Genomic DNA, 13460 nt, shown 5'->3' on the forward strand with positions numbered 1-13460 from the left:
CCGCGCCGAGCGGGTAGCGACGGTACGGTTTCTCACCGTGAGTACTCCCCGCATCAAAGTCGCCGTCGTCTTCGGTGGCCGCAGCAGCGAGCACGCCGTGTCCTGTGTATCGGCAGGTAGCGTGCTGCAGAATCTCGATCCGGCCAAGTACGAGGTGGTCCCGGTGGGCATCACCCCGGACGGTGCCTGGGTTCTCGGCTCCTCCGATGCCGGTGCACTGACGATTCACGACCGGGTGCTGCCCACCGTGGACAAGGCCGGTGCGGCACTGACCCTCAGTACCGACCCGGGCCACGCCGGTGCGCTGATCGCTCTCGGCGAGGGAGACGGCGCAACGGTCTTCACATCTGTCGACGTGGTGTTCCCGGTACTGCACGGGCCGTACGGCGAGGATGGAACACTGCAGGGCCTGCTCGAGTTGGCGGGCGTCCCGTACGTCGGGCCAGGGGTGTTGGCCAGCGCGGCCGGAATGGACAAGGAATTCACCAAGAAGCTGCTCGGTGCCGAAGGGCTTCCGATCGGTCGCCAGGTCGTACTTCGCCGCGGTGCCGACGACCTCACCGCGGTCGAGCGGGACCGGATCGGGTTGCCCGCGTTCGTCAAACCGGCCAGAGGCGGATCGTCGATCGGTATCTCCCGGATCACCGAGTGGGATCAATTGGACGCCGCGATAGCCGTCGCGCGTGAACACGACCCCAAAGTGATCGTCGAAGGAATGATCCACGGCCGCGAGGTCGAGTGCGGGGTCCTCGAATTTCCGGATGGAACTGTGCGCGCGAGCGCCATTGCCGAAATCCGCATTCCGGATGCGGAGGTCGACGATCACGCGTTCTACGACTTCGACACCAAATACCTCGACGACGTCAGCGAGTTCGACATCCCGGCTGCTCTCGACGATGCGACCAGCGACCGCATCCGCGAACTCGCCGTTGCCGCTTTCCGGGCGCTGGACTGTCAGGGGCTGGCGCGGGTGGACTTCTTCGTCACCGAAGACGGCCCGGTCATCAACGAGATCAACACGATGCCCGGATTCACCTCCATCTCGATGTACCCCAAGATGTGGGCGGAATCCGGGGTCGACTACCCGACGCTGATCACCACCCTGATCGACACCGCGCTCGCCCGCGGGACGGGATTGCGCTAGTTCCGTCCGCTACTGCAACGGAGCCGGATCGAGGGCTTGCTGGGGTAGTGCGTTCGACACCGCCGATGACGCATCCTGCAGGGGCGTCGGACCGGAATCGCCCGGAATGGTCAGGGCGATGTAGACACCTCGATCGACGACGAACCATGTGCTGGCGTCGATTCCGTCGTCTTCCCCGGACACTTCGAACCATTGGACGCCGTCGATGACCTGAAGCGGCGCAGCCACATCGAACCCGACCGGGCGGGTCAGGCCGCAGCGCAGCACGACCGGCTCGGCGTTCTCCTCGGCCGAGACCCACGCGCGAACCCCGGCCGGCGCAGGGTCGGCCAGCTCGGCTGCGGTGTAGTCGCCCAGATCCTCGGGTAGGGCGTCGAGCAACGACGCACATTGCGCACTCGTGGCGTCCGGGGAGTCGACCGGGCCCAACGCGACCGGATCGTGGACCGGCGAACGGTTCACCGCAATGGCGGCGACCAGAACTCCGACCACCAACGCAACCGGCAACGCGATCGCGGTGGCGATCACGGCGGGGTGTCGTTGTTCGCGGGTGCCGTCGGTGTCGGTCTTGCCGTCGGTGTTGTCGTCGTGGGCGTCGTTGCCTGCGTCGGTCGAGCTCACGAGCTATCCGACCGACGCGGTCGGCTGCGGAGCGACCGGACAGGTGAGAGTCCGAGTGATGGCGTCCACCTTCTGAATGCGGGAGACGATCTCGGCGACCTCGGCGTCGGATGCACCGTCGGCGCGCACGATGACGTCGTAGGGCCCGACGACGGCCTCCGCGGAGACCACTCCGTCGACGGCCTCGATCTGCTGCGCGACGGCCCTCGCGCGGCCCACCTCGGTCTGAACGAGAACGAATGCTTGCACCATCGGTGGTCCCTTTCCCTGCCGGACTTCTCGACTGTAAGTTGGGTCGACTACGTTCTCTGTGCACGTAACCTGCAGCGTCGGTGCTGTCCCGGCCGCCTCTGAAAGGTACCGCAGGCGGGCCACGTGCTCCGCGCGAGTCCGTCGCGCACGCACCGCGTTCTCGAGGAGGAACATCATCGACGACCCCGGCACCGAGTCGGCCGCAGACACCGAACCCACCGTCGCGCAGCTCGGCGAATTCGAGGTGATCTCCCGCGCCGTCGCAGACCGCGTGCAACCTCCGTCGACCATCGTCGGGCCCGGTGACGACGCGGCCGTCGTCGCCGCGCCCGACGGAAGAATCGCGGCATCGACGGATATGTTGGTGCACGGCAGGCACTTTCGGCTGGACTGGTCCAGTCCGGTGCAGATCGGCCGCAAGGCGATCGCGCAGAACGGCGCGGACATCGCCGCGATGGGCGCTCGGTGCTCGGGATTTCTCGTCTCTCTCGGATGCCCGGCCGATACGCCGGTGCGGGTGACCGACGGCCTCAACGAGGGCATGTGGCTCGAGGCGGTTGCCGCGGGATCGGCCATCGTCGGTGGCGACGTGGTGCAGTCACCGGAGCTGGTGATCTCGGTCACCGCCCTCGGTGATCTTCAGGGCAGGGCGCCGGTGCTGCGATCGGGCGCGCGTGTCGGTGACCTGATCGCTTACGCCGGTCGGCTCGGCTGGTCGGCCGCCGGACTGGCGCTACTGCTTGCGGACGCGGACAGAACGGGCCACGACGCTGTGCTCGACGCACACCGAGTTCCCGTCCCGCCGTACCGGGCAGGGGTCGGGGCCGCCGAGGCCGGCGCGACGTCACTCACCGACGTCTCCGATGGTTTGCTGTCCGATCTGGGCCACATAGCCGATGCATCGAACGTCCGAATGAACATCGATCCCGAGCTGTTGGATATTCCGACCGAATTGCGTTCGGCAGCAACGACAATGGGAGTCGATGCGCTGGATTGGGTACTCACGGGCGGTGAGGACCATGCTCTGGTCGGAACGTTCGGCGATCACAGTGCCGTTCCGGCGGAATGGACGGTGATCGGTCGTGTCGAGCACGTCGGTGACGATCGGGCGAATCGGGTGACCGTCGACGGACGCGTTCATTCGGGTAGATCGGGGTGGACGAGCTTCGAGAGCGAGTGAACGCGGCCGACGTCCGATCGAGTCGGCTAAGTTGCTGAGATGGCTATCTACGCACTCGGTGATCGTGAACCCGACATTCATCCCGACGCCTACGTCCACCCCGACGCGGTCGTGATCGGAGCGGTGACCCTCGCGGCCGGATCGTCTGTGTGGCCCACCGCAGTTCTGCGGGCGGATTACGGCACCATCACCATCGGTGCGGGGACCAACGTCCAGGACGGGACCGTGGTGCACTGCACACCGATCGACGCGACGGTGATCGGCTCCGGATGCGTACTCGGGCACAATGCGCACGTCGAAGGTGCGGTCATCGGAGACAACTGCCTCATCGCCTCGGGCTCGGTGGTGCTGAACGGCTCGAAGATCGGGGCGGGTTCGATCGTCGGGGCGGGAGCAGTGGTGCCGTTCAAGTTCGTCGTTCCCGAACGTTCCATGGCGCTCGGTGTTCCCGCGAAGATCCGGGAGGGGTACCAGGTCCCCGAGGGGCATGTGGACATCAACGTACAGATGTACTCGGCCAATGCCGCGTACTACCGCGACGCGCTGCGCCGGATCGACCGATGACGCCCCGGCCGCTCGCCGAGAGCGTCGAATCGGGGTGGGCGGATGCCCTTGCTCCCGTCGAGTCGAATGTTGCTGCGATGGGCGACTTTCTGCGGGAAGAGCTTGCCGCCGGTCGGCACTACCTGCCTGCAGGAGAGAACGTTCTGCGCGCTTTTCGCTATCCCTTCGACCGTGTCCGGGTCCTCATCGTCGGTCAGGATCCGTATCCGACACCGGGACATGCAGTGGGACTGAGCTTTTCCGTCGCACCGGAAGTAAAGCCCGTGCCGCGCAGCTTGAGCAACATCTTCAAGGAGTACTCCGACGACCTGGGGTTACCCACGCCCAGCAACGGTGATCTCACACCGTGGTCGGACCGTGGCGTGATGCTGCTCAACAGGGTGCTCACCGTCGAACCGTCGCAGGCCGCATCGCACCGAAAGAAGGGGTGGGAAGCGGTGACGGAGCAGGCTATTCGGGCTCTCGTCGCCCGAGCCGAGAATCCCGACGCGCCGGGTCTGGTGGCTATTCTGTGGGGACGCGACGCTGCGACTCTGAAGCCGATGCTCGGATCTGTGCCGTACATCGAATCTGCGCACCCGTCACCGCTGTCCGCGTCACGCGGGTTCTTCGGGTCCAAGCCTTTCAGTCGAGTCAACGAGTTGTTGGTCGAGGGGGGAGACGAGCCGATCGACTGGACGTTGCCGTGATCGGACGTTGCCGTGATCGGATCAGGAGAAATCGGGACGACGCTTCTCCACGAACGCGTCGACGCCTTCTCGTCCGGCCGGCGAGGATGCGGCCGCCGAAATCGATGCGGCTTCGGCATCCAAATGCTCTGTCAGAGTTGCGGATTCGGACGCCTGTAGCAGCGATTTGATTCCCTTGTACGCTGATGTCGGCCCGTTGGCGAGGGTTCGAGCCAGGCGCTCGGCCTCGCTGTCCACGATGTCGTCGCCCACCAGTCGGCTGAGAATCCCGAGACGAACTGCCTCCTCGCCGTTGATGATCGAGTCGTTCAGCAGAATGTCCATCGCGCGGCCCGAACCGACGATGCGGGGCAGCGTCCACGACATTCCTCCGTCCGGAGTGAATCCGATCGAGGGGTACGCGGGGCGCAGCTTGGTGGACGGTCCGCCGATGGCGATATCGGTGAGACACACCAGGCTCATGCCTGCACCGGCGGCCCAGCCGTGTACCCCGGCGACGATCGGGACGCTGACCGATGCGAGCTCACGAACGAAAGCATGGAACGTGTCTGCGACGGAACCGACGAAGGCACTGCGATCGGCCGCACCGGCGAAATCGCGGACATTGCCGCCCGCGCAGAAATTGGGTCCCCGTCCGATGAGCAGGACGCTTCCGATTGCGCTCGTACCGGCGTTGACGGAGCGGAGGGCCGAGGTGCCGTCGGCGATGCCTTCGAGGTCGAGCGAGGCACCGCCTGCCTCGGTGGCGACGACGATGCGCAGTACACCGTCCTCGATGCCGACCTTGCTGGAAATGTCTGCGTCCGAATAAGTCACGTTCGGGACTCTAACCGACTCTTCTGTTCCGCCGTGGGGCCGGCGTACTCGGGCACGGATGCGCGATCCCACTGCCGGGACCGCTACCGGGGTCGAAGACGGGGCAGCTGGACGCTGAACACCGTGCTCGAATCCACCCGGCCGACGGTGATGGTGCCGCCGTGCAGGCGCACGTTCTCGGCGGCGAGGGACAGTCCGAGACCGCTGCCCTCGCTGCGTCGACGAGCGGTGTCCACCTTGTAGAACCGTCGGAAGATCGCGTGGCTGTCCTCCGGTGATATTCCGGGCCCGTGGTCGACCACTGTCACGTCCACCCACTCGGGACGAGCGTGCATCTCCACGCGTACCGGGGGCTCGCCGTGACGCAGGGCATTTCCCACGAGGTTGGCGACCACCACGTCGATGCGTCGTGGATCCACGGTGGCGTCGATAGTGTCCGGCCCACGCAGTTCGACGCTCTCTGCCCATCCGCGGCGGGCCAGCGAGTGTCGGACGAGCTCGACGAGGTCGACGTCGTCGAGAACGAGGCGTGCCTGTTGTGCGTCGTGACGAGACATCTCGATGAGATCCTCGACGAGCCGAGTGAGCTTGCCGATCTCACCGCTGACTATTCGGGCGGCTGCTCCCGCATCGGGCGAGAGTTGGGGGATTTCCTCTCGGAGTATCTCGCCGACCGGAACGAGTGCGGCCAGTGGAGTTCTCAGCTCGTGGGAGACGTCGGCGACGAACCTGCGCGCCTGCTCTTCCGACTCCTCCAACCCGCGAATGACCGTCTCGTTTCTGGCGATCATGGTGTTGAAGGTCGTCGTCAGCTCGGCGAGTTCGGTCACGCCCTCCTCGGAGAGTCGAACACTCAGATCACCCTCGGCGGCGCGGGCAGCGGCCCGATCGAGGCGTCGCAGCGGACGCACCAGGGTCGAGGCGATCCACAATCCGAGCAGACCACTGACCAGTACTCCGCCCGCCAGGGTGAGGGCCACGGCGCGCAGAAGATCGTCGAACTTGTCCTGCACGCCCTCGAGCGGCCGAATGGCGACGGCCGTGACAAGCGTTTCGTCGCCGTCCGGGTCGTTCGACTCGAAGACACGGACCGACATGGCCAGCATGATCCGTTCGGAGTCGAGTCGGACGAAACGGATGATTCCGCGACCGTCCACCCCGGACAGAAAGTCGGGGGAGAGCGTGGCCGGGTCGACGGATCCCCGTTGCACTTCGTCGTCGCCGACGAGCAACGTCGCGTCGGACGGAAAGAGTTGTCTCAGTTCGGATGCCGTCGTTCGGGTCACCTGGGCCCCGTCGACGTTCCGTAGCTCGTCGCGGAACTGCGCCGTCGCCACGTCCTGCGCGTTGGAGTAGATCCACGATCGCGCCATGAACGACACCACACCGGCAGTGGCACCGGCGATGATCACGACGATGGTGATGAACACGAGGACCAGTCGAGTACGCAGGCCGTCGACTCGCAGCCGAGACGGCATCAACGAGCCGGGCCGGGATCGAATCGATATCCGAACCCGCGCACCGTTTCGATGGCGACCGGTGCGGCAGGGTCGTCCTCGATTTTTCCCCGTAGTCTCTGGATCGCGGCATCGACGATCCGTGAGTCACCGAGGTAGTCCTGATCCCATGCTGCAGACAACAATTGGCCTCGGCTGAGCACGTGACCCACGTTCTCGGTCAGGGCGAGCAGGAGCCGAAGCTCGGTCGGTGTCAGCGCCAGCAGAGTTCCGCCCTTCCTCACCTGTAGCGACGAACGGTCGACGGTCACATCGCCGTACTGCTCGACGATTGCCGTTGCCGTTGCCGTTGCCGTCGCCGCGGCGGGTGTCGTCTCGGTCGATCGTCTGACCACAGCCTTGATGCGAGCATCCAGGACTCGTGGGCTTGCGGGTTTGACGACGTAGTCGTCCGCACCGGCTTCCAGACCCGCGACGGTGTCGATGTCATCGGAGCGGGCCGTGAGGATGATGATCGGGATCGAACTCTGCGCTCGAATCCGTCGACAGATCTCGTAACCGTCGGCTCCGGGGAGACCGAGGTCGAGCAGGACGATCTCGGCGGCGGCGAGCGCGTTGTCGAGATCACCGCTGCCGTCGGGGCGATGGTCGACGCAGTGACCGAGTCGATTCAGCCCCAACGTCATTGCTTCGGCCACAGCTGGATCGTCCTCCACGAAGAGAATGTTCACCATGTCGAAGACCTTGTGTAGTAGGGGCAATCGCGATCGGCCAAGGGTACAGGGCTCACACCTGCGCGAGACGTTCGTTGTCGGGGTCGGCCAGCGTCGAATGTCGGGGGTCGGAGATCCTGATCGGAAATGCGGAGACCGCCAGGGCATAGCATCCGACGAGCAGCAGCGCGCCGAGCGCGTCACTGGGGCGGTGCCATTTCAGGACGACGACCGACACGGCAGTTCCGAGGACGAGCAGTGTTCCGTTGATCGCGACGACGATCCGCCAGGGGCAAGCGGTTGCGAAGTACACCGCACAGACGACAGCCGTGACGCAGGTGAGGGTGCCGCTGGGAAAGGAATTGTGCTGGACGAGGCCGTCCAGGTTCGGTCGATCGAGCGAGTACTTGAGAATCCAGGCCGTCGCAATCGGTCCGAGTGTCATGATTCCCACTCGCAGCGTCAGGGCAATCCTGTTGCCGCTGAACATGATCAGAAATGCGACGAGAACCGCTCCTGCGGCCGAGACCGGTGCGACGAGGTCGACGAATTCGGCGCAGACGTCCACGAGGTCTCCGGACAGTGTTTCGGCGCTCACCATCAGTTCCTGATCCACCGTTTGTCCAGCGGTCGTCAACACGCCCAGGTAGTAGACGAGAACTCCCAGGTTCAGCAATGCCAGCGCGGCGACCAGACGCCTCGGTTCGACCCGTGTCATCGTCGGCCCTCCGCTCGTTCGTCGGACGGGTCGTCGAGTGCGGCCGGGCATGTGTCGCCGGGAGTGGTCGCCATCTCGAAGTGCCACATTTCGTTGGCATAGGTCTGACACAGGCCGTAGTCGTTGCCGTGTCGGATCATCCAGTCGGCGGCATCCGTCGGTCCGACATCCACCGCCCGTCCGGTGACATGCTTGGAGTCGTTCGGAGTGTGCACCCATCGTCTGGCTTCGTCGGTGCTGCCGTAGCGGCGTACTGCCTCGTCGAACAAGCGTTGCTGGTACGCCGCGGAACGCCATCCGGAGGTGACGTACACATCCACCCCGGACGATGTCGCATCGGCAGCGGCGGAGTGCAGCGCTTTCAGCAGAACGGGGTCGAGACGGGCCAGTGCGGGAAGATCGGTGTTGTCGAGGCCTATCCGGTCGTCTATCTCACCGCCGGCCGGCCCCGAGTCGGGCTGAGTGGCCAGGTAGTGCGCGGCCGTCGGCGTGTCGGGCTCTGTATTCGAGCATGCCGTGAGCGTCAGCATTGCGAGCGCCGAGACGAAGAGTGTGCGTGTGGTCGCCATGCGTTCGAGACTGCTCGGCCGGTGTCACCGGCCGGTGCCCGTGATTCGCCATCTTCGTCACGGTTCCGATCGGCTGTGTAACAGAACGGAACGGGAGCACGAACGACTGTGCCCCGCCTCCGAGTATCCGGGGGCGGGGCACAGTGCTCGCACGCAGTCGAGGCCGTGGAGGAAATCGAAGAGCGAGGCCGAAATCAGCCCCGGACCACCTTGCCTGCCTTCAAGCAGGAGGTGCACACGTTCATGCGCTTGGAGTTACCAGGCGCAACCTGAGCGTGAACGGTCTGGATATTCGGGTTCCAACGACGGTTGGTCCGTCGGTGCGAGTGCGAGACCGACTTACCGAAGCCGGGCCCCTTGGCGCATACGTCGCAGACGGCAGCCATAGTCGCGAACTCCTTGATAGATGTTGATCGATACATGTGGTCGAAGACATCGAAACGAACTACGAGCAGATGCAAGGATTGCAATGCGTGAAGATCGCCTCGAGGCAACCCTGCAAGAATAGCGGCGCAGCACGCAATCACCAAACCGCCACGGCAGACGCTGCGTGAGGGCTCACGGCGGCGCACCACCGATCATGCCCGACTAAGCTTCGGGCACTGTCCGCGACCGGAGTTCGGACAAGGGTATCGGTGCAACGCGGGGGAGGCTGCTCGACGTGGTCGACGTTCTCGATTCGATCGATGCCGCGGCCCTGCGACGGTGGGCCTACCGGTGCGTGGATTCCCTCACCGCCCGGTGCGACGAGATCAATGCGCTCAACGTGTTCCCGATCCCCGACTCGGACACCGGCACCAACCTGATGTTCACCTTCCGGGCCGCGGTGGAGTCGATGCGAGGGGCCGGACCCGCCGCGGACACCCGGGCCATCGGGCGTGCACTGGCCGTCGGCGCGGTAGCGGGTGCCCGCGGTAACTCGGGTGTGATCGTCTCCCAGTTGCTGCGCGCGGTCGCCGAGGCTGCAGCGGACGGCCCACTGGACACCGTGTCGATCCAGGCGATGCTGCGACGCGCGCAGGTCCTGGTCTCGGATGCAGTGAGCGTTCCCGTCGAGGGCACGATGCTCACCGTGCTCGCCGCCGCCGACCGCGATGCTGCGGCGCACGACGCCAATGTCGACCTCTCCACGCTGGTGATCGACATCGCCGAGGCCACTGCTCGCGCCCTCGACAGCACGACCGACCAACTCGTCGAACTCCGCGAGGCCGGGGTCGTGGACGCCGGAGCCCTCGGGCTCTCGGTCGTTTTCGATGCGCTGGTCGAAGTGGTGACCGGCCGAATCCCGCCGCGCAGGCGTTATCACCGCCCACAGAATCGTGAGCGGACACTCGTCGGCGACGGATCGAGCGCGACCGACGGCTGTACCGGAACACCCGAGACGGTGACGGTGTCCACCCACGGTCGGCCCCTGGGGTACGAGGTGGTCTACGTCGTCCACGGGATCGACGACGCGCAGGCAACTGCCCTCCGCGCTGCTCTGTCCGATCTCGGCGACTCGGTGGTGGTTGCCGGTGACGGATCCGGGGCCTGGTCCGCTCACGTTCACACCGCAGATCCCGGTACTGCTGTCGAGTGCGGAATCGGCACCGGAAGCGTTCGCGGGGTGCGCATCTCGTGCTTCGGCTTGGCCGAGTTCGAGGCTGGGGGCGGCGGCGACGCACGCCGTGGACCGGCGTTGTCGGTGGGACGCGATATTTTGGCGCTGGTGGCCGGTGACGGTGCCGCTGATCTCTACGTTCAGGAAGGCGCAACGGTGGTGCGGTGTGACGAGCCGATCGACTCCTCGGTACTGCACCGAGCAATTGTCGCAGCCAAGCATCGCGAGGTGTTGGTGTTACCGAACGGGGCGCTGTCGGCGCAAGAACTGGTTGCCGTCGGTGCCGCGGCCCGAGCCGACGGCAAGGACGTGATGATGCTGCCGTGCTCGGCGATGGTGCAGGGATTGGCCGCGCTCGCGGTGCACGACGCCGCCAGGGCTGCGGTCGACGATGCGTTCACGATGTCCGAGGCGGCGGCGGGAACCAGGTGGGGTTCACTGCGCATCGCGCAGGAGCGGTCGCTCACGTGGGTGGGTATGTGCGAGCCGGGCGACAGCATCGGCCTGGCGGGGCAAGAGGTGGTGATCGTTGCCGCGCGCCCGCTCGACGCCGGGTGCCGTCTGATCGATCAGCTTCTGGCCACCGGCGGAGAGATGGTGACGGTGCTCGTCGGGGCTCAGGCTTCGGCGGACTTCGGTGATCGTCTGGCCGAGTACGTGACGGGCGCGCATCCCGGGGTCGACGTGGTGGTCTACGCAGGTGGGCAGCCTGGAGACCTCGTGCAATTCGGAGTGGAATAGGGAATCTCGGTTATGGCAACGCTGGTGGACCGGCTCGATCACGTTCTCGGAGTCGCGGCGGCGACCCCGCTCGCAGACACCTTCGGTATTCATACCGTCGAGGATCTGCTGCGGCACTATCCGCATCGCTACATGACGCACGGTTCCGAACTCGGTGAAACCGAGCCCCCCGAGGGCGAGCACATCACCATCGTCGCCACGGTCGAGTCCGCGACGCTGCGTTCGATGAAGAATCGCAACGGCCAGTTCCTCGCAGTGACCCTCGCCGCCGACGGACAGCGGATCGAGGCCACCTTCTTCAGTCCGCACAAGCTCAAGCACGTAGTCGTGCCAGGTCGGCGGGGAATGTTCTCCGGCAAGGTGAAGTACTTCGGCAAGCGATGGAATCTCACCCACCCCAGCTACGTGATCCTGGGCGGAGACGACAACGACGGAGCCGTCGTGCCCGCGGGTCGCATCGTCGGCGGAGGAACGCTGGCCGGTCTGGCCCGCGGTGCGGTCGATGCCTCGGGATCCGTCGACATGTCGGTCTTCGATCGGGCGTTCGTTCCCATCTACGCGGCCACCAAGGACGTCGAGAGTTGGACGTTCATGCGGTGCGTGCGGCAGGTCCTCGACCAACTCGACGACGTGACCGATCCGCTGCCGGAATCGGTGCGCCGAGAACGTGGACTCGTCGACATCGACACCGCGCTGCGGTCGGTCCACTTCCCCGACACCGCGCAGGACAAGGACTCCGCCCGTGAGCGGCTCAAATTCGACGAGGCTCTGGCCGTACAGCTCGTCCTCGCGGACCGTCGCCGCGATGCATCGACTCGGGTGGCCGCGCGATGCCCGCCGATCACCGACGGCATCGCCGTCGAGTTCGATCGGCGGCTGCCGTTCGAATTGACGGCCGGTCAGCACGACGTCGCGGCCGAGATCGCCAACGATCTGTCTGCGCCACATCCGATGTCGAGGCTGTTGCAGGGCGAGGTCGGCTCGGGCAAGACAATAGTCGCGCTCCGGGCGATGTTGCAGGTGATCGATGCCGGTCATCAGTGTGCGCTGCTGGCACCCACCGAGGTGCTCGCCTCCCAGCATGCGCGATCGATCAGGTCGATGCTCGGCAGTCTTGCCGCCGGTGGTGAGCTCGGATCGCACGAACTCGCGACCAAGGTCGCTCTGCTGACCGGTTCGATGTCCACTGCGGCCAAGCGGTCCGCACTGCTCGATGCCGTGACCGGCGACGCCGGGATCGTGATCGGTACCCACGCCCTGATCGAGGATCGCGTGGAGTTTCTCGATCTCGCGATGGTCGTCGTGGACGAACAACACCGATTCGGTGTCGAGCAGCGAGATGCGTTGCGGGCCAAGGCCCGCGGCAACACCAGTCCCCACTTGCTCGTGATGACGGCGACACCGATCCCGCGCACCATCGCGATGTCGACGCTCGGTGATCTCGAGACGTCGGTACTGACAGAACTTCCGCGCGGCCGGTCACCGATCATCAGCAACGTCGTGCCTGCCAGAGCCAAGCCGACGTGGGTGGATCGAGCGTGGCAACGCATCCGTGAGGAAGTTGCTGCCGGACGCCAGGCCTACGTGGTCTGCTCGCGGATCGGCGACGGCGACGACGCCGAGACGGGCAAGAAGAAGACCGCCTCGAAGTCCGACGACGGACCGGAGACCACGGCCGCGGTGGACATGTACGACACCCTCGTTGCCGGTCCGATGCACGATCTCCGGGTGGGGTTGTTGCACGGGCGACTGTCGGGTGACGACAAGGACATCACCATGTCCGAGTTCAATACGGGCGAGATCGACGTCCTCGTGTGTACGACGGTGGTCGAAGTGGGCGTCGACGTTCCCAATGCGACGGTCATGGTGATCATGGACGCCGACCGATTCGGGGTCAGTCAACTCCACCAGTTGCGTGGTCGAATCGGTCGAGGCGGACACCAGGGTCTGTGCATCATGATCAGCTACCTCAGTCCCATGGGCGGTTCGTTCGCCCGGCTCGAGGCGGTGGCCGCGACCAACGACGGCTTCGAGCTGGCAAAACTGGACCTCGCCACCCGGCGAGAAGGCGACGTACTCGGGGCCGCACAGTCCGGCACGGTCAGTGGCCTTCGGCTGCTGTCGTTCATCGACGACGAGGACATCATCGCCGACGCACAGGACTGCGCGAGGACGTTGTTCGCACGGGACCCGTCGTTGGCGAACGATCCCGGCATCGCGTCGATGATGCGGTCGGCCTGGCGATCGGACCGGGTCGACTACCTACAGAAGTCCTGACCGGACAGGAGTGAAGCCTGCAGGAACGACCAGGGGAGCCAGTAGGCCTTCACTGCACCGTTTCAGTCGAGAGAATCGAACAATTCGTCCCGAATGGTGAGATCAGTACGCCTCGGAGG

Annotated in this window: 14 protein-coding genes; 6 read left to right on the forward strand and 8 right to left on the reverse strand. The window is 65.5% G+C overall.

What is annotated here, in order from left to right; all coding sequences use genetic code 11:
- Window positions 1-37 precede the first annotated feature (37 nt).
- Window positions 38-1144 (forward strand): D-alanine--D-alanine ligase family protein, encoded by a 1107-nt coding sequence (locus tag ACQR3T_RS05195; RefSeq protein ID WP_032377013.1) that lies wholly within the window; start codon window positions 38-40, stop codon window positions 1142-1144.
- 9 nt (window positions 1145-1153) lie between these two features.
- On the opposite strand, the gene ACQR3T_RS05200 is transcribed toward ACQR3T_RS05195, so the two are convergent.
- On the reverse strand, window positions 1154-1765 hold the full coding sequence (locus tag ACQR3T_RS05200; protein WP_032377014.1) for a DUF3515 domain-containing protein: 612 nt from the start codon (window positions 1763-1765) through the stop codon (window positions 1154-1156).
- Window positions 1766-1768: 3 nt separating this feature from the next.
- Window positions 1769-2017 (reverse strand): Lrp/AsnC ligand binding domain-containing protein, encoded by a 249-nt coding sequence (locus ACQR3T_RS05205; RefSeq protein ID WP_032377015.1) that lies wholly within the window; start codon window positions 2015-2017, stop codon window positions 1769-1771.
- A gap of 58 nt (window positions 2018-2075) precedes the next feature.
- Here ACQR3T_RS05205 and ACQR3T_RS05210 point away from each other — a divergent pair, with 58 nt between their 5' ends.
- Genes ACQR3T_RS05210 through ACQR3T_RS05220 form a run of 3 tightly spaced genes read left to right on the forward strand, consistent with a single transcriptional unit; the run spans window position 2076 to window position 4450 of the window.
- Window positions 2076-3197, forward strand: a complete 1122-nt coding sequence (locus tag ACQR3T_RS05210; protein ID WP_428692698.1) for a thiamine-phosphate kinase — start codon at window positions 2076-2078, stop codon at window positions 3195-3197.
- 39 nt (window positions 3198-3236) lie between these two features.
- Window positions 3237-3761: a gamma carbonic anhydrase family protein gene (locus ACQR3T_RS05215; RefSeq protein ID WP_032377016.1), complete on the forward strand. Its 525-nt coding sequence runs from the start codon at window positions 3237-3239 to the stop codon at window positions 3759-3761.
- Complete coding sequence (locus ACQR3T_RS05220) at window positions 3758-4450, forward strand: uracil-DNA glycosylase (protein WP_428692699.1); 693 nt, start codon at window positions 3758-3760, stop codon at window positions 4448-4450. The genes ACQR3T_RS05215 and ACQR3T_RS05220 overlap by 4 nt, the downstream gene beginning before the upstream one ends.
- Before the next feature lie 21 nt (window positions 4451-4471).
- On the opposite strand, the gene ACQR3T_RS05225 is transcribed toward ACQR3T_RS05220, so the two are convergent.
- From ACQR3T_RS05225 to rpmB, 6 genes are all read right to left on the reverse strand, one after another.
- Window positions 4472-5266 (reverse strand): enoyl-CoA hydratase/isomerase family protein, encoded by a 795-nt coding sequence (locus tag ACQR3T_RS05225; RefSeq protein ID WP_080730464.1) that lies wholly within the window; start codon window positions 5264-5266, stop codon window positions 4472-4474.
- A gap of 83 nt (window positions 5267-5349) precedes the next feature.
- Window positions 5350-6744 (reverse strand): ATP-binding protein, encoded by a 1395-nt coding sequence (locus ACQR3T_RS05230; protein ID WP_428692700.1) that lies wholly within the window; start codon window positions 6742-6744, stop codon window positions 5350-5352.
- Window positions 6744-7457: a response regulator transcription factor gene (locus ACQR3T_RS05235; RefSeq protein ID WP_428692701.1), complete on the reverse strand. Its 714-nt coding sequence runs from the start codon at window positions 7455-7457 to the stop codon at window positions 6744-6746. The genes ACQR3T_RS05230 and ACQR3T_RS05235 overlap by 1 nt, the downstream gene beginning before the upstream one ends.
- 52 nt (window positions 7458-7509) lie before the next feature.
- Entirely contained in the window at window positions 7510-8154 is a 645-nt protein-coding gene (locus ACQR3T_RS05240) for a hypothetical protein (protein ID WP_032377020.1), read from the reverse strand.
- Complete coding sequence (locus tag ACQR3T_RS05245) at window positions 8151-8723, reverse strand: M15 family metallopeptidase (protein WP_428692702.1); 573 nt, start codon at window positions 8721-8723, stop codon at window positions 8151-8153. The genes ACQR3T_RS05240 and ACQR3T_RS05245 overlap by 4 nt, the downstream gene beginning before the upstream one ends.
- Before the next feature lie 194 nt (window positions 8724-8917).
- Window positions 8918-9109: a 50S ribosomal protein L28 gene (rpmB, locus tag ACQR3T_RS05250; RefSeq protein ID WP_008717389.1), complete on the reverse strand. Its 192-nt coding sequence runs from the start codon at window positions 9107-9109 to the stop codon at window positions 8918-8920.
- A 275-nt stretch (window positions 9110-9384) separates the two neighbouring features.
- On the opposite strand from rpmB, the gene ACQR3T_RS05255 reads away from it, so the two are divergent.
- Together ACQR3T_RS05255 and recG are read left to right on the forward strand one after the other, a co-directional pair.
- Entirely contained in the window at window positions 9385-11064 is a 1680-nt protein-coding gene (locus tag ACQR3T_RS05255; protein WP_428692703.1) for a DAK2 domain-containing protein, read from the forward strand.
- Window positions 11065-11076: 12 nt separating this feature from the next.
- Window positions 11077-13341: an ATP-dependent DNA helicase RecG gene (gene recG, locus ACQR3T_RS05260; RefSeq protein ID WP_165712726.1), complete on the forward strand. Its 2265-nt coding sequence runs from the start codon at window positions 11077-11079 to the stop codon at window positions 13339-13341.
- Window positions 13342-13460: the final 119 nt, after the last annotated feature.

The sequence above is a fragment of the Rhodococcus sp. IEGM1428 genome (assembly GCF_050321865.1).
Taxonomy (GTDB): domain Bacteria; phylum Actinomycetota; class Actinomycetes; order Mycobacteriales; family Mycobacteriaceae; genus Rhodococcoides.